This is a genomic window from Ramlibacter sp. PS3R-8, assembly GCF_037572435.1.
Classification (GTDB): domain Bacteria; phylum Pseudomonadota; class Gammaproteobacteria; order Burkholderiales; family Burkholderiaceae_C; genus Ramlibacter.
Genome location: NZ_JBBHGT010000006.1, coordinates 204850 through 229136, shown reverse-complemented (window position 1 = coordinate 229136; position 24287 = coordinate 204850). Strand labels below are relative to the sequence as shown.

Annotated in this window: 25 protein-coding genes; 16 read left to right on the top strand and 9 right to left on the bottom strand. The window is 67.9% G+C overall.

Going from position 1 to position 24287, the window contains the following annotated elements; all coding sequences use genetic code 11:
• Positions 1-43 precede the first annotated feature (43 nt).
• Positions 44-895: a transglutaminase-like domain-containing protein gene (locus WG902_RS19465; protein ID WP_340061859.1), complete on the top strand. Its 852-nt coding sequence runs from the start codon at positions 44-46 to the stop codon at positions 893-895.
• A gap of 167 nt (positions 896-1062) precedes the next feature.
• On the opposite strand, the gene WG902_RS19460 is transcribed toward WG902_RS19465, so the two are convergent.
• Together WG902_RS19460 and WG902_RS19455 are read right to left on the bottom strand one after the other, a co-directional pair.
• A complete protein-coding gene (locus tag WG902_RS19460) occupies positions 1063-1827 on the bottom strand; it encodes a class II aldolase/adducin family protein (RefSeq protein WP_340061858.1) in 765 nt (254 codons plus the stop codon).
• Positions 1824-2402, bottom strand: a complete 579-nt coding sequence (locus tag WG902_RS19455) for an HD domain-containing protein (protein WP_340061857.1) — start codon at positions 2400-2402, stop codon at positions 1824-1826. The genes WG902_RS19460 and WG902_RS19455 overlap by 4 nt, the downstream gene beginning before the upstream one ends.
• A gap of 135 nt (positions 2403-2537) precedes the next feature.
• Between WG902_RS19455 and WG902_RS19450 the strand changes: the two genes are divergently transcribed.
• Entirely contained in the window at positions 2538-3203 is a 666-nt protein-coding gene (locus WG902_RS19450; RefSeq protein WP_340061856.1) for a Crp/Fnr family transcriptional regulator, read from the top strand.
• 153 nt (positions 3204-3356) lie between these two features.
• Here the strand turns inward: WG902_RS19450 and WG902_RS19445 are convergent, their stop codons facing one another.
• On the bottom strand, positions 3357-4298 hold the full coding sequence (locus tag WG902_RS19445) for a helix-turn-helix domain-containing protein (protein WP_340061855.1): 942 nt from the start codon (positions 4296-4298) through the stop codon (positions 3357-3359).
• Between the two features lie 171 nt (positions 4299-4469).
• On the opposite strand from WG902_RS19445, the gene WG902_RS19440 reads away from it, so the two are divergent.
• The 7 genes from WG902_RS19440 (at position 4470) to WG902_RS19410 (ending at position 12887) form a co-directional block, all read left to right on the top strand.
• Positions 4470-5675, top strand: a complete 1206-nt coding sequence (locus WG902_RS19440) for an amino acid ABC transporter substrate-binding protein (protein ID WP_340061854.1) — start codon at positions 4470-4472, stop codon at positions 5673-5675.
• A 99-nt stretch (positions 5676-5774) separates the two neighbouring features.
• Positions 5775-6665, top strand: a complete 891-nt coding sequence (locus WG902_RS19435) for a branched-chain amino acid ABC transporter permease (RefSeq protein ID WP_340061853.1) — start codon at positions 5775-5777, stop codon at positions 6663-6665.
• Positions 6662-7681, top strand: coding sequence for a branched-chain amino acid ABC transporter permease (locus tag WG902_RS19430; RefSeq protein WP_340061852.1), 1020 nt, complete (start codon positions 6662-6664; stop codon positions 7679-7681). The genes WG902_RS19435 and WG902_RS19430 overlap by 4 nt, the downstream gene beginning before the upstream one ends.
• Entirely contained in the window at positions 7671-8453 is a 783-nt protein-coding gene (locus tag WG902_RS19425) for an ABC transporter ATP-binding protein (RefSeq protein WP_340061851.1), read from the top strand. The genes WG902_RS19430 and WG902_RS19425 overlap by 11 nt, the downstream gene beginning before the upstream one ends.
• Positions 8453-9244: an ABC transporter ATP-binding protein gene (locus tag WG902_RS19420; RefSeq protein WP_340061850.1), complete on the top strand. Its 792-nt coding sequence runs from the start codon at positions 8453-8455 to the stop codon at positions 9242-9244. Before WG902_RS19425 ends, WG902_RS19420 begins: the two co-directional genes overlap by 1 nt.
• 19 nt (positions 9245-9263) lie before the next feature.
• Positions 9264-10718, top strand: a complete 1455-nt coding sequence (locus tag WG902_RS19415; protein WP_340061849.1) for an aldehyde dehydrogenase — start codon at positions 9264-9266, stop codon at positions 10716-10718.
• A gap of 192 nt (positions 10719-10910) precedes the next feature.
• Positions 10911-12887 (top strand): acyltransferase family protein, encoded by a 1977-nt coding sequence (locus tag WG902_RS19410; protein WP_340061848.1) that lies wholly within the window; start codon positions 10911-10913, stop codon positions 12885-12887.
• Here WG902_RS19410 and WG902_RS19405 read toward each other — a convergent pair.
• Together WG902_RS19405 and WG902_RS19400 are read right to left on the bottom strand one after the other, a co-directional pair.
• Positions 12871-13128 carry a YkgJ family cysteine cluster protein gene (locus WG902_RS19405; protein WP_340061936.1) on the bottom strand — a complete coding sequence of 86 codons (258 nt, stop codon included), beginning with the start codon at positions 13126-13128 and terminating at the stop codon, positions 12871-12873. The two genes, WG902_RS19410 and WG902_RS19405, sit on opposite strands and share 17 nt — an antisense overlap.
• Before the next feature lie 23 nt (positions 13129-13151).
• Complete coding sequence (locus WG902_RS19400; RefSeq protein ID WP_340061847.1) at positions 13152-13733, bottom strand: NADPH-dependent FMN reductase; 582 nt, start codon at positions 13731-13733, stop codon at positions 13152-13154.
• A gap of 106 nt (positions 13734-13839) precedes the next feature.
• Between WG902_RS19400 and mnmG the strand changes: the two genes are divergently transcribed.
• The 6 genes from mnmG (at position 13840) to WG902_RS19370 (ending at position 19518) form a co-directional block, all read left to right on the top strand.
• A complete protein-coding gene (mnmG, locus tag WG902_RS19395) occupies positions 13840-15792 on the top strand; it encodes a tRNA uridine-5-carboxymethylaminomethyl(34) synthesis enzyme MnmG (protein WP_340061846.1) in 1953 nt (650 codons plus the stop codon).
• A gap of 119 nt (positions 15793-15911) precedes the next feature.
• Complete coding sequence (gene rsmG, locus WG902_RS19390; RefSeq protein WP_340061845.1) at positions 15912-16586, top strand: 16S rRNA (guanine(527)-N(7))-methyltransferase RsmG; 675 nt, start codon at positions 15912-15914, stop codon at positions 16584-16586.
• A gap of 29 nt (positions 16587-16615) precedes the next feature.
• Complete coding sequence (locus WG902_RS19385; protein WP_340061844.1) at positions 16616-17230, top strand: LysE family transporter; 615 nt, start codon at positions 16616-16618, stop codon at positions 17228-17230.
• A 15-nt stretch (positions 17231-17245) separates the two neighbouring features.
• Positions 17246-18034 carry a ParA family protein gene (locus WG902_RS19380; RefSeq protein WP_340061843.1) on the top strand — a complete coding sequence of 263 codons (789 nt, stop codon included), beginning with the start codon at positions 17246-17248 and terminating at the stop codon, positions 18032-18034.
• Between the two features lie 13 nt (positions 18035-18047).
• Positions 18048-18587, top strand: coding sequence for an RBBP9/YdeN family alpha/beta hydrolase (locus WG902_RS19375; RefSeq protein WP_340061842.1), 540 nt, complete (start codon positions 18048-18050; stop codon positions 18585-18587).
• Between the two features lie 4 nt (positions 18588-18591).
• Positions 18592-19518 carry a ParB/RepB/Spo0J family partition protein gene (locus WG902_RS19370; protein WP_340061841.1) on the top strand — a complete coding sequence of 309 codons (927 nt, stop codon included), beginning with the start codon at positions 18592-18594 and terminating at the stop codon, positions 19516-19518.
• 121 nt (positions 19519-19639) lie between these two features.
• Here the strand turns inward: WG902_RS19370 and WG902_RS19365 are convergent, their stop codons facing one another.
• The 3 genes from WG902_RS19365 to WG902_RS19355 are packed head-to-tail and all read right to left on the bottom strand — an operon-like array spanning position 19640 to position 23113.
• Positions 19640-21010, bottom strand: coding sequence for an MmgE/PrpD family protein (locus tag WG902_RS19365; protein WP_340061840.1), 1371 nt, complete (start codon positions 21008-21010; stop codon positions 19640-19642).
• A gap of 54 nt (positions 21011-21064) precedes the next feature.
• Entirely contained in the window at positions 21065-22489 is a 1425-nt protein-coding gene (locus WG902_RS19360) for an FAD-binding oxidoreductase (protein ID WP_340061839.1), read from the bottom strand.
• Between the two features lie 60 nt (positions 22490-22549).
• Positions 22550-23113: an EF-hand domain-containing protein gene (locus tag WG902_RS19355; protein WP_340061838.1), complete on the bottom strand. Its 564-nt coding sequence runs from the start codon at positions 23111-23113 to the stop codon at positions 22550-22552.
• Between the two features lie 158 nt (positions 23114-23271).
• On the opposite strand from WG902_RS19355, the gene WG902_RS19350 reads away from it, so the two are divergent.
• Positions 23272-23829, top strand: a complete 558-nt coding sequence (locus tag WG902_RS19350) for a cob(I)yrinic acid a,c-diamide adenosyltransferase (protein WP_340061837.1) — start codon at positions 23272-23274, stop codon at positions 23827-23829.
• A gap of 33 nt (positions 23830-23862) precedes the next feature.
• Here the strand turns inward: WG902_RS19350 and WG902_RS19345 are convergent, their stop codons facing one another.
• Positions 23863-24282, bottom strand: a complete 420-nt coding sequence (locus tag WG902_RS19345) for a hotdog fold thioesterase (RefSeq protein ID WP_340061836.1) — start codon at positions 24280-24282, stop codon at positions 23863-23865.
• Between the last annotated feature and the right edge of the window lie 5 nt (positions 24283-24287).

The window sequence follows — 24287 nt, the reverse complement described above, 5'->3', positions numbered from 1 at the left end:
GATGGGGTCCTTAGCATCGGTGAACCACTTTCCGCGAAGCCCCATGCATCTTTCCACTGTCGAGACGGTCCTCGAATACGACGTCAAGACGCCCTCACACGTCCTCTTCAACATCGAGGCGGCCCATTGGCCGAACCAGAAGATCCTGAGCGAGCGGCTCGCCATCTCCTCCGGCGTGACGCCGCACAGCTACACCGACCCGCTCACCGGCAACCGCTTCCTGCGTTTCGACGCCGCGCCGGGACCGCTGCTGGTGAACTACAAGGCCGAGGTCGAGGTGCACACGCCGCAGCCGGACACTTCGCTGCTCGAAATGCCGGTGGGCGCGGTGCCCGACGACGTCTTTCCCTACCTGATGGCCACGCGCTACTGCGAGTCGGATGTCCTGTGCAGCGAGATCGCCAGGATGTTCTGCGGGATTGCGCCGGGCTATGACCGCGTCAAGGCGATCCAGGACTGGATCTACCAGAACATCACGTACAAGCCGGGCAGCACCGACTCCAACAGCACCGCCGGCGAGGTGCTCGAGCAACGCGCCGGCGTCTGCCGCGACTTTGCGCACCTGGGCATCACGTTCTGCCGCGCGCTGAACATCCCGGCGCGGCTGGTGGTGGGCTATGTGTGGTTCGACGAGCCGCCGCAGGACTTCCATGCCGTGTTCGAGGCCTGGCTGGGCGGGCAGTGGGTGCTGTTCGATCCGACCGGCATGGCGCCGGTGGACCGGCTGGTGCGCATCGGCACCGGCCGCGACGCCAAGGACGTGGCCTTCGCGACGATGTTCGGCTCCCTCGACATGACGCGCAAGGAAGTGACGGTGCTGGAGCACGATCCGCGTCCGCGCAACGTGGTGGCGCCGACGCCGGCGCCGCAGTTGGCGCGGATGGAAGAGGCTTGAGGGCTGGCGGGGTCGCTGGCGCGGATGGAAGGGGCTTGAGGCCTGGCGGGGTCGCTGGCGCGAACCCGCCCTACCTGCGCCGTCCTTCCCGCGGGCGTCGCCTTCGCGGGGAATGACAACGCTCCGCTTCGTAGGGCGGGTTCGCGAAGCGACCCCGCCATGGATTCTTATTCCCGATACGACGGATCGATCCTGTCCAGCTTGCGCAGCAACGCCGGCCACGCGATGTTCGCGCCCTGTCCGGCCGTCACGGTCTTCAACACCGTCGCCATGCCGTCCATGATCTTCGGATCGACGTAGACCAGCTCGCCGCCGCCGGCCAGCGCATCGATCTGGATGCGGCAGGTGTTCTCGAAGGTGTACATCGACAGGAACGCATCCGGCACGGTGCGGCCGATCGTCAGCAAGCCGTGATTGCGCAGCATCAGGAAGTTCTTCGTACCCAGCGCTTGCTGCAGCCGCGGCTTCTCGTCGTCGCGCAGCGCCACGCCTTCGTATGCGTGGTACGCCAGCGAGGCCAGAACGAAGGTGCTTTGCTGGCTGATCGGCAGCACGCCCGCCTTCTGCGCGCTGACTGCCACGCCCGCGCGGCTGTGCGTGTGCAGCACGCAGCCGGCGTCTTCGCGCACCTGGTGGATGCAGCTGTGGATGGTGAAGCCGGCCGGGTTGACCGGGAAGGGCGAGTCGATCAGCTTGTTGCAGGCCTGGTCCACCTTCACCAGTGACGAGGCGGTGATCTCGTCGAACATCTGGCCGTAGGGATTGATCAGGAAGTGATGCTCGGGGCCGGGGATGCGCGCGCTGACGTGCGTGAAGACGAGGTCGCTCCATCCATACACGGCGACCAGGCGGTAGCAGGCGGCGAGGTCGACGCGCAGCTGCCATTCCTCGGCGCTGACCACTTCGCGCAGGGAGGCGACTTGCATGTTCATGATGCGTCCTCTTTCAGGTAGATCGAATAGCGGGGTTGCGCCATCACGCGCTGGAGCATCGGCATGAACTCCTCGATGGGCAGCGTCTCCGCCGTCGCATCGAACGCCGGGTTGTCGTACAGCGCGCAGAACTCCTCGGTGCGGTCGTAGTGCGGGTGCGACTTGAAGCGGTCGCGCATGTTGCGGTCCAGGCCGAGGTGGTGGAAGAAGTAGTGGCCCTGGAAGATGCCGTGGTGCTGCACCATCCAGAGGTTCTCCTCGCTGACGAAGGGCTTGAGGATGGCCGCGGCGATGTCCGGATGGTTGAAGGAGCCGAGCGTGTCACCGATGTCGTGCAGCAGCGCGCAGACGACATACTCCTCGTCCCGCCCTTCGTGCAGCGCGCGCGTGGCGGTCTGCAGCGAGTGCGTGTAGCGGTCGACCGGGAAGCCGCCGTAGTCCCCCTGCAGGATCTGCAGGTGCTTCACCACCCGTTGCGGCAGCGCCTGCGCGAAGGGCATGAATTCCCCGGCAATCACCTGCCAGTCGGCGGCGGTGCTGTCCTGCATGCGGACGAATTGGGCGCGGACGGTCACTGCGGGTCTCCTGAGGGCAGGCCATTCTTGGCCCGGAGCTTGCCAGCCACTGTCAAGATTTGGACAATCGAGGGAAGTCCCGCTCCCTCCGTCACCTGCGTGTCACCGTCCACCACCGCCGAGCTTCTGCGGCACATGAACGCCAACCCCTGGTTCGCGGCCTTGCCGCTGGCGGACCGGCGTGCGCTGCTGGCCGCGTGCGAGCGGCAGCGGCTGGCGCCCGGCGAGATGCTGTTCCGGCAGGGAGATCCGGTGCCGGCGGGCGGCGGTGCTTTCTACGGCGTCGTCAGTGGCGGCATCAAGGCGTCGAGCCTGCGCGAGGACGGCAAGGAGGCGATCCTGGCGGTGCTGGAGCCGGGCAACTGGTTCGGCGAGATCTCGCTGCTCGATGGCCTGCCGCGCACGCACGACGCCACCGCCGCGCGCGACGCCGAGGTGCTGGCGCTGCCGCACGCCGGCTTCGAGCGGATGATGAAGCGGCACGCGTTCGCGCTGGCGATCTGCCGCATGCTGGCCGCGCGCGTGCGCTCGCTGTACGGCATGGTGGAGGATGCGACGTTGCGCTCGACGCGCGCGCGCGTGGCGCGCCGCTTGCTGCTGCTCGCGCGCGGCGATGCGACGCAGGCGCGCGACCCGCGGCCGGTGGTGCCGGTTTCGCAGGAAGCCCTGGCGATGATGCTGGGCGTGTCGCGCCAGACCTTGAGCAAGGAGCTGCAGGCGATGGCGCGGGCGGGCGCGATCGCGCTGGGATACGGGAGGATCGAGATTGCGTCGGTGGCGAAGCTGCAATCTCTGGCGTAGCGGCACGCGATGGAATACGAAGACAGGACGCAGAAGACGCAGAGGTTCCGCAGAAGACGCAAAAGGACATCCAAAACCCTTTCTGGATTTTTCTGCGTCCTCTGCGTAACTTCTGCGTCTTCTGCGTCCGGCTGTTGGGGGTTCCGTCGCGCCTCAGCTCCCCCGAAACTCCGTCGGACTCTTCCCCGTGTGATCGCGAAACACGCGGCTGAAATGCGAGAGGTTGCCGAACCCCCACGACAACGCGATCTCCGTGATCGGCCGCGCGTGCGGGCCGGCCTGCTGCAGGTCGCGGATGCAAGCCTGCAGGCGCATGCGCTGGATGTACGCCGCGATCGACTCGCCCTCGCCGGCGAACGCGTTGTACAGGTGGCGCCGGCTGCAGTTCAAGGACCGCGCCACGGCGTCCACCGAAAGCGCCGGGTCGCGCAGGTGCTGCTGCACGTGGGTGCGGATGCGATCGCGCAAGGCCTCGCGTTGCGTGACGGCGGTGTCCGCCCCGGACAGCTCCTGCAGCGACAGCCGCACCAGCTGCTTGATCAGCTCGCCGGCGCCGTGGGCTGCCGCCTCGCTCATGTTCGGCAGCTCCTGGTACGTGTTGCGCATGGTCTCCAGCGCCACCCGTGAGATGCCGCTGCCCCCCAACTGGCGGGCCATGACGCCGTCGAAGCGCAGTTGCCGGTCACCGATGTCGTCCTTGGGCACCATCACGATCAGGTGGTCGCAACGCTCCGGGTTCTCGATCTCGTACCCCGCCGTGGTGTCGTAGATCACCCAGGCGCCGTCGCGCGCACGCGCTTCGCGGCCTTGCTGCTGCACCGACGCGCTGCCCTGCCACGGCGCGACGATCTTCAGGTAAGCGGTGTCGCTGCGGCGCGCCAGCGAGGCGGTGCGCAGCACGCGATGCCGATTGGCTTCCAGCCGGGTCAGGATCACGTCGCCCGCATGCGATGCGGCGATGTGGCCGTCGAACGTGGTGTCGCCATACAGGTCCGACTGCAGGCCGCCGAAGTGCCGGTAGATCCACTCGCACCACTGCGGCGCCCGGTCGCGCTCGGCGACCTCGTCGGTGCTCATCGTGGTGGACGCGGTCATGGACGGGCCATTATGGATGGGGCCCCGCCGCGGCGTCTCCCGGTGGGAATTGAGGGAAAACCCGCAGCCTCGTGCACGCGCACGCAAGCGTTTGTGCACCCCCAGCAAAGCGCAGGGGGTCCTGCCTTCCTACCATCGGCTCACCGCCATCCAGTGCGGAAGGAGACCTTCATGCCCATTCGGAACAAGAACCGTCGTGACTTCGTGCGCGGCGCCGCCGCTGCCGTCGGTGCGATGGCCGTCGCCCCGCACCTGATCGCCCAGGCCGCCCCCGTGCGCGTGGGCTATGCCATGGCCCGCACCGGCCCGTGGACCGGCGGCGCGCAGGTGAGCCAGGAGCCCAACTACCTGCTGTGGGCGGAGCAGCAGAACGCCGCCGGCGGCCTGGACGTGAAGGGCGCCCGCCGCCAGATCGAGCTGATCAGCTCCGACGACCGCAGCGACGTCGAGACCTGCGTGCGCACCTACGAAAAGCTGATGGGCAGCGACAAGGTGGACCTGGTGCTGCCGCCCTGGGGCAGCAACGCCAACTTCGCCGTCGCGCCGCTGGCCAATCGATTCGGCTATCCGTTCCTGGCGCCGACCGCGCTGTCGCGTCGCCTCGCCGAGATGAAGCTGCCGTACTTCTTCCTGCTGCTGCAGCAGCCCAAGCCGATGTGCGACGCGCTGGTCGACATGCTCAAGGCCAATGGCGCCAAGACGGTGGCGGTGGTGTATGTGGACGACCTGTTCGGCCTGGAGAACTACGCGGCGCTGAAGGTGGCGCTGGCCGGCAGCGGCATGCAGCTGGTGCAGGAGACCAGCTATCCGGGCGGCGTGAAGGACCTGTCGCCGGTGCTGCGTTCCATCAAGGACAAGAACCCGGACGCCTTCATCGGCTTCACCTATCCGCCCGACACCATCCTGGCCAGCAAGCAGGCCAAGGAAGTCGGCTTCAATCCTAAGTTCTTCTACGCCTCGGTCGGCACGGCGTTCCAGTTGTACAAGAACGTGATGACGCCGGCCGGCGCCGAGGGCGTGCTGGGCATGGGGTCGTGGAACGCCAAGACCAGCCCCGCGGCCAAGGCCTACTTCGACGCGCACACCAAGAAGTTCGGCGGCAAGGAGCCGGACCGCTGGGCCAGCGGCCATTGCTGGGCGGGGCTGGAGATCATGACCCATGCGGCCAAGCAGGTGGGCCTGGACCGCAAGGCGATGCGTGACTACGTCGCCAACACGACGCACAAGACGATCATCGGCGACGTCAAGTTCACCGGCAGCGAGAACACCGCGACGCCGGGCACCGTGAGCCAGTGGCAGAACGGCGAGTTCGAGGTGGTGTGGCCGCAGAAGCTGGCGACGGCGAAGCTGAATCCGGCGAAGGCGGCCTGGAAGTAGGACCGTCCGCCCGTAGGCCGGGTTTCGCGCACGCGAACCCCGGCATCACGGTGCAAACGCCGGGGTCGGCGTTGCCGAACCCGGCCTACGAATCAAACCATGTCCCTCGGCGCCTGGCTCGAACTCCTCACCTCCGGTCTCATCACCGGGGGCATCTACGCGCTCGTGGCGCTCGGGCTGAACCTGCAGTACGGGTTGATGCGCATCCTGAACATCGCGCATGGCGAGTTCCTGATGGTGGGGGCGTACCTGACCTGGATGGCGCAGACCTCGCTGGGCGTCTCGCCGCTTCTGATGGTCCCGGTCTCGTTCGCGGTGCTGATGGCCGCGGGCCTGGCCATCCACTGGCTCTGTTTCCGCCGCCTCACCGCCACGTCTCCCAACCTCGACATCTTCGAGGCGCGCGGCCTGATGGTCGCCTTCGGCCTGATGTTCCTGGTGCAGAACCTGGCGTCCTGGCTGTGGGGCGGCGACCTGCGCGGCTACGACTACTTCACCGAGCCGGTGAAATTCGGCGGCGCCCAGTTCGCCGGCAACAAGCTGCTGGTGTTCGCGCTGGCGCTGGCCTTTGCCGCCGCCATGATCGTCCTGCTGCGCGCCACCTTGCTCGGCAAGGGCGTGCGGGCGCTGATGCAGTCACCCGTCGGCGCGCAATTGGTCGGCATCAACACCCGCGTGCTGCACCCGCTGATGTTCGGCATCGGCCTGGGCCTGTCGGGCGTGGCGGGCGCGCTGCTCTCCATGGCCTACACGATCTCGCCCTCGATGGGCGAGCCCTACACGGTGACGGCGCTGATCGTCATCACGCTCGGCGGCTTCGGCAGCATGGGCGGCGCGCTCGCCGGTGGCCTGCTGCTCGGCGTGGTGGAAGCGATCGGCATGCACTACACCAACCCCTCGCTCAAGGCGCTGATGTCGTACGGCGTGTTCATCGCCGTGCTGCTGCTGCGGCCCGAAGGCCTGTTCACGCGCAGGTCGCGCAAGGCATGAACTCCAAGCAACTCCTGGTGCGCGACGTGCTCGTGCTGATCGCCTTTGCCGGCTGGGCGCTCGCCCTGCCTTACTGGGGCAGCGAATTCATCGTGTCGCTGGCGCTCACCTGCCTGATGTACGTGGCGCTGTCGTCCAGCTGGTCGCTGTTCTGCGGCTTCACGCGCTACCTCTCGCTGGCGACCTCCGCGTTCTTCGGGATCGGCGCCTATGCCTGCGCCCTCTCGCTGGACAAGCTGCCCTGGATCCAGGCCATCCTGCTGGGCGCCGGCATCGCCGCGGCGGTGGCGCTGGTGATGGGCGCCGCCGTGCTGCACCTGCGCGGCACCTACTTCGCGGTGCTGACCTTCGGCATGACCGAGTTGATCCGGCATGCCGTCACCTACTTCGAGAAATCGGTGACCGGCACGGTCGGCCGCGTGCTCACCGTGGTGCCGGACCGCGACACGATCTACCTCACCGTCCTGGCCCTGGCATTGCTGTCGGTCGCCGTTTCCATCGTCGTGCGGCGCACCCGCTTTGGGCTGGCGCTGGCGGGCATCGGCGCGGACGAACAGCGGGCGCAGACGCTGGGCGTGAACACGAAACTCGTCAAGCTGGCCGGCTTCGCGATGACCGCCGCCTTCGCCGGCGCGATCGGCGCGGCGATGTCGGTGCGCTGGACGTACATCGACCCGCACACGGTCTTCAACCCCTTCATCGGCTTCCAGACCGTGCTGATCGCGCTGATCGGCGGTGCGCTCACGCTGTGGGGACCGCTGCTCGCCGCCATCGTGTTCAGCCTGCTGGCCGAGACGCTGCGGCTGCAGGCGCCGCAGGTGTACATGATGACGCTGGGCCTGGTGCTGATCCTGTGCGTGCTGTACCTGCCGGGCGGACTGGCCTCGCTGCGCTGGGACACCTTCCGCGCCTGGTGGGACGCGACCCGCGGCTGGGGGAAGGAGCGCCGCTACGAATGGAGCGGTGACAAGGCGCGCGACAAGGCGCGGGCCCGGAGGCAACGCCATGTCTTCTAGCCCGTTGCTCCAGGCGCGCGACATCACCGTGCGATTCGGCGGCCTGGTGGCCGTCGACAACGTCAGCGTCGTGCTGCAGCGTGCCGAACTGGTCGGCATCATCGGCCCCAACGGCGCCGGCAAGACCACCTTCTTCAACGCCATCTCGGGCGTGCAGGCGCCGACCTCGGGCCAGCTGCTGGTGGCGGGGCAAGACCTGACGGGCAAGGCGCCGCACCGCTTCGCCGCGCACGGGCTGGCGCGCACGTTCCAGACGCCGCGCGTCTTTGCCGACCTGCCGGTGCTGCAGAACGTGGAGTTCGGCTTGAAGTTCGCCGGACGCCGGCCACGCAAGTACTGGCTCTGGGGCGACGAGGCAAGCGTGCCGTGGACGCTGCGCGATGCCGGGCGCATCCTGCAACTGATCGGCCTGTCGCAGCAGGCGGCGTTGCCGGCCGGTGCGATCACCCCGTCGCAACAGCGGCTGCTGGAGATCGGCATGGCCCTGGCGACGCGGCCGCGCATGCTGCTGCTGGACGAGCCGGCGGCAGGCCTCACAGAATCCGAGATCGAGGAGATGGCGCGCCTGATTCGCCGCCTGCGCGACGAGCTGGACCTGACGGTGGTGTGGATCGAGCACGCCGTCACCACGCTGCTGCGGCACGTGGAGCGGGTGATCGTGCTGCACCAGGGCCGCAAGATCGCCGACGGCACGCCGCGCGAGGTGACGGCGAATCCGGAAGTGATCGAGGCGTACCTGGGCGACGAGATGGTGGAAGCGGAGGCTGCGTGATGTGGCACCGCGACCAACCTTTCGAGATCGCCGGCGCCACGCGGCGCGCCCACCTGAAGGTGCGCGGACTGAGTGCCGGCTACGGCGCCTTCCTGGTCCTGCGTGACGTGAGCTTCGAGGTCAAGCCGGGCCTCACCGTCATCCTCGGTCCCAACGGCGCCGGCAAGACCACGCTGCTGCGCGCGCTGGTGGGACTGATCCCGCGCGGCGGCGAAGTGCTGCTGGATGGCGAGGAGCTGGCCGAGAAGACGCACGAAGTGGTGCGCGACGGCATCGCCCTGGTGGCCGAGGGCCGGCAGCTGTTTCCGCAGATGACGGTGCTGGAGAACCTGGAGCTCGGCGCCTGGCTGGCGCCCAAGGCGCAGCGCCAGCAGCGCGTCGAGCAGGTGCTGCAGGACTTTCCGAAACTGCGCGAGCGCGGCTCGCAGCTCGCGGGCACCATGAGCGGCGGCGAGCAGCAGATGGTGGCGGTGGCGCGCGCGATGATGAGCGCACCGCGCCTGCTGATGCTGGACGAGCCTTCGCTCGGCCTGGCGCCGCGGATGGTCGACGAGCTGCTCGCCATCGCGCGGCGCATCGCCGACGCCGGCACCACCGTGTTGATGGTGGAGCAGAACGTCAAGAAGGCCCTGGCCGTGTCCGACCGCGGCTACGTGATGGAGCGCGGCATGCTGGTGGCCAGCGGCCCTGCGAAGCTGCTCGCGCGGTCCACCATCGTGCGCGAAGCCTACCTCGGTGCGCAGGCCAGCGACACCACCACCGCTGCGCGCGCCGTGCAGCGATCCGTTTGATGTCCCCAAGGAGTACCCCATGTCCGACCTGTCCATGTTGATCAACGGCCTGAAGGTCACCGCGGAGAAGGGCGCCTTCTTCGAGCGCCGCAACCCGCTGGATGGCACCGTGGCCACGCGCGCGCCCGCCGCATCGCCCGCCGATGCGCTGATGGCGGCCGAGGCTGCTGCCGAAGCCTTCCGCACCTGGAGCGAGACCGGGCCCGGCGAGCGCCGCAACCTGCTGCTGAAGGCGGCCGAGAAGCTGGAGGCGAAGCTGCCGCAGTTCGTCGAAGCCGTGGCCGCCGAAACCGGCGCCACCGGCATGTGGGCCGGCTTCAACGTGATGCTGGCCGCCGGCATGATCCGTGAAGCCGCATCGCTGACCACGCAGGTGTCCGGCGAGGTGATCCCGTCCGACGTGCCGGGCTCGCTGTCGATGGGCATCCGGCAACCGGCCGGCGTGGTGCTGGGCATCGCGCCGTGGAACGCTCCGATCATCCTGGGCGTGCGCGCGATCGCGACGCCGCTGGCCTGCGGCAACACCGTCATCCTCAAGGGCAGCGAGAATTGCCCGCGCACCCACCAGCTGATCATCGAAGCGTTTGCCGAAGCGGGCTTTCCGGCCGGCGTGGTGAACTACGTGACCAATGCGCCGGCCGATGCCGGAGCCGTGGTCGAGGCGATGGTGTCGCACCCGGCGGTGCGCCGCGTCAACTTCACCGGTTCCACGCGCGTGGGCCGGCTGATCGCGCAGACTTGCGCCAAGTACCTGAAGCCGGCGGTGCTGGAGCTTGGTGGCAAGGCGCCGCTGGTGATCCTGGACGATGCCGAAATCGACGATGCGGTGAACGCGGCGGCCTTCGGCTGCTTCGCCAACAGCGGCCAGATCTGCATGAGCACGGAACGCATCATCGTGGACGAGAAGATCGCCGACGAGTTCGTGCGCAAGTTCGCCACCAAGGCCAAGTCGTTGCCGGTCGGCGACCCGCGCAAGCCGGAGCCGGTGGTGCTGGGCAGCGTGATCGGCATGAGCACCGTGGAGCATTGCAATGCGCTGATCGACGACGCGCTGGCCAAGGGCGCCAAGCTGGCGTGCGGTGGCAAGGCGGACAGCACGCTGATGCCGGCGACGCTGCTCGATCACGTCACGCCCGCCATGCGCATCTACCACGAAGAGACGTTCGGCCCGGTGAAGGCGATCGTGCGCGTGCGCGGCGTCGAAGAGGCGATCGCCTGCGCCAACGACAACGAGTACGGCCTGTCGGCGGCGGTGTTCGGCCGCGACATCGCGCGGGCCTTCAACGTGGCGCGCAAGATCGACTCGGGCATCTGCCACGTCAACGCCCCGACGGTGCACGACGAGGCGCAGATGCCCTTCGGCGGCGTCAAGGGCAGCGGCATGGGCCGCTTCGGCGGCCGCGCCGGCATCGCGGAGTTCACGGAGCTGCGCTGGATCACGATCCAGACGACGCCGCGGCACTATCCGTTCTGATCGCGGACGGGATGACGGGCGGGATTGCGGGCGGGATTGCGGGCGGGATCACCGGGGTTCGGCTTCGCGCTCACCACCGGCCTACCGCTCACCACCGGCCTACCGCTCACCGCCGGCCTACCGCTCACCGCCGGCCTACCGCTCACCGCCGGCCTACGCGGCCATGACGCGTTAGCCCTCTACACTCGGGGCATGACCCCAGCCATGCCGACCGAGCGGGACTTCCGGCCGGACATCAACGGGCTGCGGGCGTGGGCCGTCGCGGCCGTCGTGCTGTATCACTTCGGCGTGCCCGGCTTCCAGGGTGGCTTTGCCGGCGTCGATGTGTTCTTCGTTCTCTCCGGCTTCCTGATGACGCGGCTGGTGGTGGGCGGCTTGCAGGCGCAGGGAGACGCGTTCTCGATTTCCGCCTTCTACCTGGCGCGTGCGCGTCGCATCGTGCCCGCGCTGGCGGTGCTGTGCGCGGTGCTGCTGGTGCTGGGCGCGGTGTTCCTCGCGCCGCTGGACTTCCGCCGGCTCGGGCAGCACGCGCTGGCGGCGCTGACCTTCGTGTCGAACATCAAGTTCTGGAGCGAGGCCGGTTACTTCGACGCGGCGTCGCACGAGAAGTGGCTGCTGCACACCTGGTCGCTGTCGGTGGAGTGGCAGTTCTACCTGCTGTATCCGGTGCTGGTAAAACTGTTGTGGCGCCGCTTGCCCGACGTGCGCACCGTGACGTGGTGGATCGGTGGAGCGCTGGTGGTGTCGCTGCTCGCGTCGGTGCTGCTCACGCCGCGCATGCCGACCGCATCCTTCTTCCTGCTGCAGCAGCGCGCCTGGGAGCTGCTGGCCGGGGGCCTGGTGTACTTGCTGGCGGAGCGCCCCCGCATCCGGCCTGCGCTCGCGCGCGCGCTGGAGTTCGCGGGACTGGCGCTGATCGTGGGCACCGTCGTGTTGGTGCCGGCGACGGCGGCGTGGCCGGGGTGGCTGGCGACGCTGCCGGTGCTGGGCACGGTGCTGGTGCTGCTGGCCGCACGCCCGGCTTCGCTGTGGACCGGCTCGCGGCTGCCTCAATGGGCGGGCAATGCCTCGTATTCGCTGTACCTGTGGCACTGGCCGGCGGTCGTCGCGCTGGTGTACCTGGGTCGCCAGCGCGACCCGATGGCGTTGGCCGCTGGAGTCGGCGTGGCGCTGGTGCTCGGCCACCTGTCGTGGCAATGGGTCGAGCGGCCGACCCGCCGCGCATTGTCCGGGTTGTCGCGCCAACGCGCTGTCCGCTGGCTGGCCGGTTCAGCGGGCGTCGTGCTCGTGGCCGGTGTCGTGGTCAATGCCGGCAAGGGCCTGCCGGGTCGCCTGCCTGCGCAGGCCGAGCGGGTGTATGCGGCGGAGCACGACCAGAACCCCCGCAGGAATGAATGCCATGCGACGCCGCCTGCCCCCGTGCCTGGTTGCACGTATGGCGGTCCGACCCTCGGGGCGATCGTCGTCGGGGACAGCCATGCAGCCAGCTTCGTGCGGTCGGTGGAGCAGGCGCTGGGCGATCCCGCGCGGCACGTGCTGGACTGGACCTATGCGAGTTGCCCGACGCTGGCCGGCGTGCGCCGCACGCATCCCGTGTACGCGGAGCCTTGCGCGCGCTTCGTGCGGCACGTGATGGCGCAGTCGGCAACGCTCCCCGCTGCGCCAATTTTGGTGATCAATCGCTGGTCGTACTACTTGCACGGCCCGATGGAACGAGGGGTCGACGGCGAACCGGGAGAAGCACAGATCGCCTTCGGACCGGAAGACAACGGCGCCGGCCCGGAGCAGGCCTTCCGCAGGCGGCTGGTGGAAACCGCCTGCAGCCTGGCGAAGCAGCGGCCCACCTGGCTGCTGCGTCCGATTCCCGAGCTCGGGGCGGACGTGCCGCGCACGATGGCGCGGGCCGTGCTGCTAGGACAGCAGCGGCGCGTGTCCATCAGCCTGGCGGAGTACCACGCGCGGCATCGCGCGGTGTGGGAGGCCCAGGACGCGGCACGCGACCAATGCGGGGTGCAGATCCTGGACCCGCTGCCTTACCTGTGCAGCGAAGGCCGGTGCTGGGGCGATCGCGACGGCATGCCGGTCTACTACGACGACGATCACCTGAACGAACGCGGCGCCGCGTTGCTGCGGCCCTTGTTCGCGCGCATGTTCAACCGGGCGCCGTAGCGTCCTCCAGCCGGCGCAGCCAGGACAGCGCGTGGGGCGCGGAGTCGCCGCACATGTCAGGCGCGGGCCGCAGTCCGGCGCAGAAGGCAGGACGCTCCGGCCTGCCGAAGATGCGGCACCGGTTCGCCGGATCGAGCTGCACGCAGCGCACACCCGCCGGCTTGCCGTGCGGCATGCCCGGAATCGGGGAAGTGATCGAGGGCGCGATGCAACATGCGCCACAACCGGGCCGACACTCCATGCCGCTCATCTTTTTGTAGCTATTCAACGAGGCTGCAAGCGCTCTGCAGCCCAGAGGACTTGATCGACGACGGACTGCGCGCGCTGCTTCGCCGCTTCTTCCAGCAGGTGGCCCTGTTCGTCGAACGCACTGGCCGCGCGACCGAGCGCATAGGTCTGCGGCGCCACCCAGCAATGCAGGTTCAGGAGCAGGGGGATCAGGTGGCTCTGCGAGCGCAGGCCGCCGAGCGCGCCGGGTGAGGCGCTGAGCACGCCCACCACCTTGCCGCGGCTGAAGCGGAAGTCGTCGCTCCACACGGGGTCGCCCTTCACCGGACTCGACAACCAGTCCAGCGTGTTCTTCACCAGGGCAGGGTAGCTGGCGTTGTACTCCGGGGTGCAGATGATCCACGCCGGGTGCTCGTAGAACATCTGCTTGAGCTTCATCACATCGGCGGGCGTGCCCTTGGCCTCGAGGTCGGCGTTGTACATGGGCACGTCGTAGTCACCGAGTTCGAGGTGCGTGACCTCGGCCCCCTGGAGGCGGGCCATGCCGGCGACTTCCTTCGCGAGCTTGCGGTTGTGCGAGGCGATGCGCGTGCTGCCGGCGAAGACGAGGACTTTCATGGGCGCATTGCAACACGGCGACGCACGATCTTCGGTGCACCCGTAAAATCGCCCCTTCCCTTGATCGGCCCTTGTGGCCCCCAGCGCCCGGACCGGCGCCCTCCCGATGCTTTACCCAGAAGAATTCGACGTCATCGTCGTTGGCGGCGGTCACGCCGGCACCGAAGCAGCCCTCGCCGCAGCGCGCATGGGTTGCCGCACGCTGCTGCTCACCCACAACATCGAGACCCTGGGCCAGATGTCCTGCAACCCCTCGATCGGCGGGATCGGCAAGGGCCACCTGGTCAAGGAAGTGGACGCGTTGGGCGGCGCCATGGCGATCGCGACCGACGAAGCGGGAATCCAGTTCCGCATCCTGAACTCCAGCAAGGGGCCGGCCGTGCGCGCCACCCGCGCCCAGGCCGACCGGATCCTCTACAAGGCGGCCATCCGGCGGCGGCTGGAGAACCAGCCCAACCTGACCTTGTTCCAGCAAGCCGTGGACGACCTGATGGTCGAAGGCGACCGCGTGGTCGGCGCCGTGACGCAGGTCGGCATCCGGTTCCGGGGCCGGGCGGTGGTGCTGACCGCCGGCACTTTCCTGGACGGCAAGATCCACGTCGGCATGAACAACTATCCCGCCGGGCGGGCAGGGGACCCGCCTTCGGTGTCGCTGTCGGCTCGGCTGAAGGAGCTGAAACTGCCGCAAGGCCGGTTGAAGACGGGCACGCCGCCGCGCATCGACGGCCGCACCATCGACTTCTCCCGATGCGAGGAGCAGCCCGGCGACCTGGACCCGGTGCCGGTGTTCAGCTTCATGGGCACGACTGGGATGCATCCGCGCCAGGTGCCGTGCTGGATCACGCATACGAACGAGCGCACCCACGACATCATCCGGTCCGGGTTCGATCGCAGCCCGATGTTCACGGGAAAGATCGAAGGCGTCGGCCCGCGTTACTGCCCGAGCGTGGAAGACAAGATCAACCGGTTCGCGGACAAGTCCAGCCACCAGGTGTTCCTGGAGCCGGAAGGTCTGACCACCAACGAGTTCTATCCCAACGGGATTTCCACCAGCCTGCCGTTCGACATCCAGCTCGGCCTGGTGCGGACCTTGCCAGGACTGGAGAACGCCCACATCCTGCGGCCCGGCTACGCCATCGAATACGACTACTTCGACCCGCGGGGATTGAAGAGCAGCTTTGAAACCCGTGCCATCGGCGGCCTGTTCTTTGCTGGCCAGATCAATGGAACGACCGGCTACGAGGAGGCCGCGGCCCAGGGCCTGTTCGCCGGAATCAACGCCGCGCTGCAGGTGAAAGGCGAGTCTGCTTGGCTGCCCACGCGTGACCAGGCTTACTTGGGCGTCCTTGTGGATGACCTGATCAGCAAGGGTGTGACCGAGCCGTATCGCATGTTCACCAGCCGCGCCGAATACCGGCTGCAACTGCGCGAAGACAACGCCGACCTCCGGCTGACGGAGGATGGGCGGCGCCTGGGCTTGGTGGACGACGCCCGGTGGGACGCGTTCTGCCGCAAGCGCGACGCTGTTTCACGTGAAACAGAACGGCTGAGGGCGACTTGGGTGAATCCGCGCATCGTCTCGGCGGAAGAGGCGCAGCGGGTCTTGGGGACGAGCATCGAGCACGAGTACAACTTGGGCGACTTGCTGCGCCGGCCGGACATTTCGTATGAGACGCTGGTGAGCCTGGAAGGTGGACGCTGGCAGTCCGGCGATGTTTCACGTGAAACACTCGGCGCGCTGTACGAGCCCGTGGTGGAGCAGATCGAGATTGCCGCCAAGTATTCCGGCTACATCGAGCGGCAAAAGGACGAGGTGGAACGCGCCTCGTACTACGAAAACCTGAAGCTCCCAGCCGAGCTGGACTACCTGCAGGTGCCGGCTCTGAGCATCGAAGTCCGGCAGAAGCTGAACAAGCACCGCCCCGAAACGCTGGGCTTGGCTTCCCGGATCTCGGGCGTGACCCCGGCGGCCATTTCGCTTCTGCTCGTGCATTTGAAGAAGAACAAGTTCAAGGGCTTCACGGAAGCTGCCAACCAGGCGGGGCAGGCGGCAGCATGAAGACAGGCTCCCTCTCCCGCTGGCGGGAGAGGGCAGGGGTGAGGGCAGTCGCGTGCCGCTCCCCCGGCCCTCACCCCGACGGTTTCACTCCCTCCCCCAGAGAGGGAGGGAATGAATCCATGACATCGGAGACACGGCTGGCCGAAGCCGCCCGACAGCTCGGCCTGGAGCTCAGCGACAACCAGCAACGTCAGCTCCTGTCCTACGTCGAGCTGATCGCCAAGTGGAACAAGGTCTACAACCTGACCGCCGTCCCTCCACAGGACATGCTCGTGCAGCACCTGTTCGACAGCCTCGCGGTCATCCAGCCGCTGCGGCGCCAAGCCGCCGGCCGTCCCATCCGCTTCCTGGACGTCGGCTCCGGGGCAGGGCTGCCGGGCGTGGTCGTCGCGATTTGCTGCCCGGAGATGCAGGTCGATTGCGTGGACACGGTCGGCAAGAAGGCCGCCTTCATCCAGCAAGCGGCCGCCCAGCTGAAGCTGCCCAACCTGCGCGGGTTGCACGACCGGGTGGAAAACCTGGCCGGTCCTTATGACGTCATCGGCTCCCGGGCATTCGCATCCCTTCCCGATTTCGTGAAGTGGTCCGCCGTCGCGCTGGCCGAGCAGGGCGTCTGGATGGCGATGAAGGGCAAATCGCCAGCCGAAGAGGTGTCGGCGCTGCCCCCCGAAGCTCGAGTGTTTCACGTGGAACAGTTGAACGTGCCCGAACTGGACGCTGAACGCTGCCTCGTCTGGATGCGCAAGGGCCCGCGTGCGCAAAGCGCCACAGGTCTGCCGGGCACCGGAAGTTAAACTCAGCCTTCACCCGGAGGCTTTCCCCCATGCTTGGCGTTGCAGACTACGGCGCATTCGTCGCCGCGATCCTGATTTTTCTCGCCATCCCCGGTCCCGGCAACCTGGCCCTGATCACCTCCACCAGCAAGGGCGGCATCCCCGGCGGAATGGGCGCCACCTTCGGCGTGATCGCCGGCGACCAGGTGCTGATGTGGGCCGCGGTGGCAGGCGTCGCAACCTTGCTGGTCGCTTATCCGGCCGCATTCCACGCGGTGCAGTGGGTGGGCGCGGCGTACCTGGCCTGGCTCGGATTCCGGATGTTGATCGCCAAGCCGGGCGACGCCCCGGTGCTGCACATCGAGCCGCGCCACTACTTCAAGCAGGCCTTCTTCATCACGCTGCTCAATCCCAAGGCGATCGTTTTCTACATGGCGTTCTTCCCGCTGTTCGTCGATCCCGCCCAGCACCGCGGCATGGTGACCTTCGGCGTGATGGCTGCAACGGTCGCCGTCCTCACTTTCCTGTACGGCCTGGGCGCGGTGCTGCTCACGCACTTCCTCGCCGAGCGCATGCGCGCCAACCCACGCATCGGCCGGATCCTGGAAAAGGCGGCGGGCCTCTTCCTCATCGGCTTCGGCGTGAAGCTGGCCGTCTCCAAGTAAGGAACGACGAGAAGAATGGCCAAGATTTTTTGCGTCGCCAACCAGAAGGGTGGGGTTGGCAAGACGACGACGACGGTGAACCTGGCGGCCGGCCTGGCCAAAGTCGGCCAGCGCGTGCTGATGGTCGACCTCGATCCGCAGGGCAATGCCACCATGGGCTCTGGCGTCGACAAGCGCAAGCTGCAGTACACCGTGTACGACGTGCTGCTGGAGTCTGTGAGCGTGGTCGAGGCCCGCGTGAAGAGTGAGCGCTTACAGGAAGCCGATTGCAGCTACGACATCCTGGGCTCGAACCGGGACCTGGCCGGCGCCGAAGTGGAACTGGTGGAGGTGGAGCGTCGTGAGAAGCGCCTGAAGCAGGCCCTGGCGGAAGTCTCGGGCGAATACGACTTCATCCTGATCGACTGTCCGCCTGCGCTGTCGCTCCTCACCCTCAACGGCCTGTGCGCCGCGCACGGCGTGATCGTGCCGATGCAGTGCGAGTACTTCGCGCTCGAGGGGCTGTCGGACCTGGTGAACACCATCAAGCAGGTGCACGCCAATTTGAACAAGGACCTGGAGATCATCGGCCTGCTGCGTGTCATGTTCGACCCGCGCATCACGCTGCAGCAGAACGTGAGCGACCAGCTCAAGGCGCACTTCGGCGACAAGGTGTTCAACACCGTGATCCCGCGCAACGTGCGCCTGGCCGAAGCACCGAGCTACGGGCTGCCCGGCGTGGCGTTCGATCCCGCGGCGCGCGGCAGCCAGGCCTTCGTCGAGTTCGCCAGGGAAATGGTGGACCGCATCGAGACCATGAAATGAGCTGCGCGCTGCCATGAAACCGCGCAACGTCCTGATCCTGCCCGGCTGGGAGAGCAGCGGGCCCAAGCACTGGCAGTCGCTGTGGGAGCAGCGCCATGGCTACCGGCGCGTGGAGCAGCACGATTGGCTCAAGCCGCTGCGCGGTGACTGGGTGGCGCGGCTGGAGGACGTGGTCCTCACCTGCGACGAGCCCGCGGTGCTGGTGGCGCACAGCCTGGGTTGCATCCTCACCGCCGCGTGGGCGGCGAAGTCCCAGAACACGCAGCGCGTGAAAGCCGCGCTGCTGGTCGCCCCGGGCGACGTCGAGCGGCCGGAAATACGCGAACAGATTCCGTCGTGGTCGCCGATCGAATTGCAGGCGCTGCCTTTTCCGGCGGTGCTGGTCGCGAGCCGCACCGACCCCTATTGCGAATTCGAGCGCGCGCGCCTGTTCGGATATGCGTGGAACGCGCAGTTCATGGACTACGGCGACTGCGGCCACATCAACGCCGACTCTGCGCTGGCAAGCTGGCCCGAAGGCCACGTCCTCCTGCAGGACCTCATGAAAGATTGACGAGATGGTGACGAAGAAACCGAAGGGCCTGGGACGCGGCCTCGAAGCGCTGCTGGGACCCAAGGTCGCGGAGCACGGCGAGGGCCCCGGCGAGAAGCCGACCGCGGATGCGGGCCAGCCGATGTCGCTGATGCTCGCGGACATGGTGCCCGGCATGTACCAGCCGCGCACGCGCATGGACGAGGGCGCGCTGTACGAGCTGGCCGAGTCGATCAAGGCGCAGGGCATCATGCAGCCGATCCTGGTGCGCAAGCTGCACGACGGCGACAACACCGGCAAGTTCGAGATCATCGCGGGCGAGCGCCGCTTCCGCGCGGCCAAGCTGGCCGGGCTGGACAGCGTGCCGGTGCTGGTGCGCGACGTGCCGAACGAAGCCGCGGCGGCGATGGCGCTGATCGAGAACATCCAGCGCGAAGACCTCAATCCGCTGGAGGAGGCGCAGGGCATGCAGCGCCTGATCAAGGACTTCGGGCTGACGCACGAACAGGCGGCGCAGGCCGTGGGGCGCTCGCGCAGCGCGGCGTCCAACCTGCTGCGCCTGTTGAACCTGGCCGAACCCGTGCAGACCATGCTGATGGCGGGTGACATCGACATGGGCCATGCGCGCGCCTTGCTGCCGCTCGATCGCGCGACGCAGATCACCGCCGCGAACCAGATCGCCCAGAAGAAATTGTCGGTGCGCGAGGCCGAGAGCCTGGTCAAGAAGATCAGCGCGGAATTCAACCTGACTTCGCCGAAGCCGAAGAAGGAGAAGTCACGCGACCTGCGCCGCATCGAGGAAGAACTCTCCGACCTGCTGACCGCCGAAGTGGAAGTGCGCGTGAAGAAGCGCGTGAAGCGGCACGGCCGCGTGGAGGAGCTCGGCGAGGTGTCGATTTCGTTCGGCTCGCTCGACGAATTGAACGGGTTGATCGAGCGGTTGCGGGGTTAGTCGACGGGGGAGTGTCGGGGTCGCTTCGCCAACCCGACCTACGGGGTCGGCGTGGACGCCGCCGTTCAGACGACGGCCGCGGTCCGTAGGGCGGGTTCGCGACAGCGACCCCGCCACCTTCTCAAGGGCGCGCCAAAGCCGTTAGCGCGCGCAGGTCCTTCGCCTTCCCCAGCCCCCAGCAAGCCGCGATCAGCTGCTTGGTCTTCGCGCTTCCCAGCACCGGCTCGGACAACTGCGTGAACTTGCCTTCCAGCATCGCATCCGTCATCGGGTTCTGCAGCGAACCGATGGCGTGTTCCACGAACACATGCACCTTGCGCCCATCGGTGAGCACCGCGGTGACGTCGGCGCTCGCCTCGTCGATGCTGTCGTCCACAGTCGCCACCACCTTGCGGCGCAGGGCCACCATGTCGGCACGCGTCACGATCTCATCGTGGTACTCGTCCTCACCCGCACGCCCGAACATCAGGCCCGCCGCGACGCCGTGGTACACGCTGAACTTGCCCTGCAGGCCGTCGGCGGGCTCCTTCTTGCCGGTGAGCTCCAGCACCAGCGAGTGCACCCGCAACTCGATGCGCTCGACCTGCTCGGGCCTCACGCCTTGCGCGCGCAACTGCGAGGCCGCATCGATGCTCGGATGGATCACGATGCCGCAAGCGAAAGGCTTGTAGCTGTTGAACGAAATCTCGAAGCGCTTGCCCAGTTCGTCGGTCGCTTCGTTCCACGCGGTCTTGGTGGAGACCACTTGCGCCCAGCCGCGCGGCGCCTCCAGGGCGCGCGGGCTGGCGGTGAAGCCCTTGGCCGCGAGCAGCGCCGACATCAGGCCCGCGCGCGCGGCGCCGCCCGGATGGAACGGCTTGGTCATGGTGCCGAACTGTTCGCGCAAGCCCACCGGCTGCGACGCGGCAATGCCCAGCGCCATCTGCGTCCGGTCGGCATCCAGCTTCAGCAGCCGCGCGCAGCCGGCGGCGGCGCCCAGCATGCCCGTGGTTCCGGTGATGTGCCAGCCACGGTCGTAATGCTCGGGGTACACCAGGTTGCCCAGGCGGCAGGCGACGTCGATCCCCAGCACCAGTGCGTCCACCACCTCGCGCCCGCCCATGCCCTTGTGCTCGGCGAGCGCGAGCAGGGCGGATGCGACAGGACCGGCGGGATGGATGATGGTCTTGAGGTGCGTGTCGTCGAAGTCGAAGGTGTGCGACGTGATGCCGTTCACCAGCGCCGCACTCGCCATGTCCACGCGCTCGCTGCGACCGGCCACCGTCGCTTGCGGCGCCGGCTGCAGCTCGTTCACGGCGGCAAGGGCTGCTTCCGCTGCTTCGTGCTTGGCGGCACCGACCGCGCACCCCAGCCAGTTGAGGAAGGTGCGATGCGCTTCATGGTCGACCGCATCGCTCCATCCGCGCGATGGGTGGTTGGCGACGTACTCGGCGAGGATGCGGGTGATGGGGGGCGCGTTGTGATCCGCGGGGACTTGCGTGTTGCGTGCCATGTTCTGGGTTTCGATGCAGGGAGCCCTGGGTTGCCGCCTGCGCGGGAATGACGGCTAGAACGAAAAGATCTTGCCGGGATTCATGATGTTCTTGGGATCCAGGGCCCGCTTGATCGTCCGCATCATGTCCACCGCTCCGGCGCCTGCCTCGTCCACCAGGAAGCCCATCTTGTGCAGTCCCACGCCATGCTCGCCGGTGCAGGTGCCGCCCAGGGCCAGCGCGCGGGACACCAGCTTGTGGTTCAGGTCCTCGGCGGTCACGCGCTCCTCGGGCACGTTCGGGTCCAGCAGGTAGCCGAAGTGGAAGTTGCCGTCGCCGACGTGGCCGACAAGGAAGTAGGGGATGCCGCTGGCATCGGCTTCCGCCACCGAGTCGAGCAGGCAGTCGGCCAGGCGCGAGATCGGCACGCACGTGTCGGTGGAAATCACGCGGCAGCCGGGGCGCGACTGCACCGCGGCGAAGTAGGCGTTGTGCCGCGCGGTCCAGAGTCGCGTACGCTCCTCCGGCGTCTCGGCCCAGGCGAACGCGTTGCCGCCGAATTCGCTGGCGATCTCCTGCACCGTCTCGGCCTGCTCCTTCACGCCGGCCGGCGAGCCGTGGAATTCCATCAGCAGCATCGGCTCCTCGCGCAGGGCGAGCTTGCTGTGCGCGTTGACCATCCGCACGGAGTTGTGGTCGATCAGTTCCACGCGCGCGATCGGCACGCCCAGCTGGATCAGCTGGATGGTGGTGCGCACCGCGGCCTCGATGCTCGGGAAGGAGCAGACGGCGGCGGAGATCGCCTCCGGAATGGGATACAGGCGCAGGGTGATTTCCGTGATCACGCCCAGCGTGCCCTCGCTGCCCACGAACAGGCGCGTCAGGTCGTAGCCGGCGGAGGATTTCTTGGCGCGGGTGCCGGTGCGGATCACTTCGCCGCTGGCCGTGACCACCTCCAGCGCCAGCACGTTTTCGCGCATGGTGCCGTAGCGCACGGCGTTGGTGCCGGACGCGCGCGTGGCGCTCATGCCGCCGATGGACGCATCCGCGCCGGGGTCGATCGGGAAGAACAGCCCGGTGCTGCGGATCTCCTCGTTGACCTGTTTGCGCGTGACGCCCGCCTGCACGGTGACCGTCAGGTCCTCGGCGTTCACGGCCACCACCTTGTTCATGCGTGACACGTCGATGCTGATGCCGCCCTGCACGGCGAGCAGGTGGCCTTCGAGCGAGGAGCCGACGCCGAACGGGATGACCGGTGCGTCGTACTGGCCGGCGAGCCGGACCGCATCGGCGACGTCCTGCGTGCTCTCGGCAAAGACGACGGCCGCCGGCGGCGGCACCTGGAACGAAGACTCGTCGCGTCCGTGCTGCTCGCGCACCACCATGGCCGTGGAGCACCGGTCGCCGAAGCGCTGCTTCAAGGCGTCGATCAACGCGGCGGGGACGTCGCGCTGCTGGACATCGGGAACCAGGTGCGACAGGGCGGTGGGGGCGTTCATGCGTGTCTCCGGAGGCGAGCCTCCAGTGTAGTCGCCCCCGCCGCCAGCCGCCCTTCGGCCTCAGCGCACCGAGTCGGCGTATTCGAAGCGGCTGATGACGCCGTCGAAGTTGCGGTCCATCTCCTCGAACGTCATCGTCATGATGCTCAGCCGCGCCGCTTCGGCGCGGGTCAGTTCGCCGTCCTTGTTGGCGTCCGCCATGAAGAACGAGCGCGTCGTGTCCGTGGCGCTGAAGCCGCCCGCGCCGCCCACCGCCTGGCCCGGGCCGCGCACGCCGGCGCCGGCGCCCATCACGGCGGTGTTGTTGCCGGTGTCCGGGCCGTTGACGTTTCCTGGAAGGTTATTGTCCAGGCCGGGGCCGGCGCTCACGCGATTGCCGTTGGCGGGGATGACCGTGGTGCTTTGCGCGATCGGGTTCGGTGACACCGCGCCACCGCTGCCCGAAGTCACGCCGGCCGGGAACGTGGAGCGCAGGCCGGCCGGGTTGGGGGCGGACTGGGCCGATCGCGCAGCGGCGCTGGGCGCAGCCTGCGCGGGGACGGACTGCACCTTCTGCGCGAAGGCGGCCGAGGCAAAGGCCATGGCGCATGCGGCAGCCACGGCGAGGCGGGAGAAATTCGGCATGACGACTCCTGGAATGGTTGTGCCACCGCTGAAGACGCGATCGGCCTTGATTGCATCGTCGGCCGGCCGTGGCGCCCCGTTCGCGCGGAGGGGACGGAAATCCACGTAGGACCAACGGCCTCCGCTTCGCGCACAATCGCTGGCAACAGGAGAACGGCATGGGCAAGCGGCTGACCCAGATCGCCACCCGCACGGGCGACGACGGCACCACCGGGCTGGGCGACAACACGCGCGTCCCGAAGGACCACCTGCGCGTGCGGGCGATGGGCGATGTCGACGAGCTGAACTCCCACATCGGCGTCCTGCTGTGCGAAGAACTGCCGGGGGACGCCCGCGAGTTGTTGGTCGAGATCCAGCACCAGTTGTTCAACCTCGGCGGTGAGCTGTCGATTCCGGGCTTCGAACTGCTGAAGGCCGAAGCGGTTCTGGCGCTGGACGAAGCCCTGGCACACCACAACGCGACGCTGCCCAAGCTGGAGGAGTTCATCCTGCCGGCCGGCAACCGCGCGGCGGCGCAGGCCCACGTCTGCCGCACCGTCGCGCGCCGTGCCGAGCGCGCGGTGGTGGCGTTGGGCGCGCAGGACACGGTGCGCGAGGCACCGCGGCATTACCTGAATCGGCTGTCGGACCTGATGTTCGTGCTGGCCCGCGTGTTCAACCGCATGAACGGCGGGGATGACGTGTACTGGAAGAGCGAAAAGATGAAGCGCAAATAGCCGTCATCCGCGGAGGCGGGGGAGTGACCGGCCCTACTCCTTCAATACCGCCATCGTGATCCGCGACACGCAAGTCAGGTGGCCGGCGTCGTCGAACAGCTCGATCGCCCACACCTGCGTGCTGCGCCCCACGTGCACCGGCTTCGTGATGCCCGTGACCCAGCCCGCCATGGCGCCGCGAATGTGGTTGGCGTTGATGTCCAGGCCGACGCAGCGCGTGCCCGGCTTGCAGGCATAGACGGCGCCGCAGGAGCCCAGCGTTTCCGCCAGCACCACGCTGACGCCGCCATGCAGCAGGCCGTACGGCTGTCGCGTGCGTTCATCGACCGGAATGCGGCCCTTGATGTAGTCGTCCCCGACCTCCACGAACTCCATGCCCAGATGCGCCGGCGCCGTGCCGCGATGCAGCTCGGTGAGCAGTTCGATGGAGATGGGGCGTTTCCAGATGGCCATGCGCG